General features: G+C 65.2%; 1 protein-coding gene. It reads right to left on the minus strand.

Going from position 1 to position 629, the window contains the following annotated elements; genetic code table 11:
• Positions 1-35: 35 nt before the first annotated feature.
• A partial coding sequence (locus tag BFAL_RS10475; RefSeq protein ID WP_174514780.1) for a bacterial Ig-like domain-containing protein occupies positions 36-629 on the minus strand: 594 nt, incomplete at its 5' end.

The raw sequence follows: 629 nt of genomic DNA on the forward strand, positions 1-629 counted from the left end.
CCTTCCGGTTGTGCGGCGGGTGCGCCTACGTTACGTTATGCGTGTTTGCGGCGGATGTGGGTGAGGGTGATGCCGGCCAGTGCGATTGCGGTGGCCAGGATCGCGGTTGCGGTCACGCCGGCGCCGGTGCGGCTCAATCCGGTGTTGCCGGTGTTGTTGTTGCCGTTGCCGGTGTTGCCGTTCTGGGGTTTGCCGTCGCCGTCGTTGTCGTTGTCGCCGTCGTTGTTGTCGCCGTTGGCGTTCTTGTCGACGGTGATGGTGATTCGGGCGGTGGCGGTCTGGTCGCCTTCGGTGTAGGTGATGGTGACGGTTTGTTCGCCGGCCTTGTTGGCGTCGAATCCGGTGACTTGGTATTGGCCGGGTTCGAGGGTCTTGGAGGTGCCGTCGTTGTAGTGGGCGGTGACGGTGAGTTTGAGTTCGCCGCCGAGCGCGATGTGGTCGCTTGCGGCCTTCGCCTCGAGCGACTCAAGCACGGGTCCGGGCTCGGGGTTGGGGTCGGGCTCGGCGTCCGTGTTGACGACTTCGCCGATCGTCACCGGGTAGAAGGTGATCTTGTCGATGTTCGGTGCGACGCCCCACGAAACCGCGCCCTTGCCGGTGCCCGCCGGATCCCAGTTGCCGAGCGTCAG

It is taken from the genome of Bifidobacterium aesculapii (assembly GCF_001417815.1).
In the GTDB taxonomy this organism is placed as follows: domain Bacteria; phylum Actinomycetota; class Actinomycetes; order Actinomycetales; family Bifidobacteriaceae; genus Bifidobacterium; species Bifidobacterium aesculapii.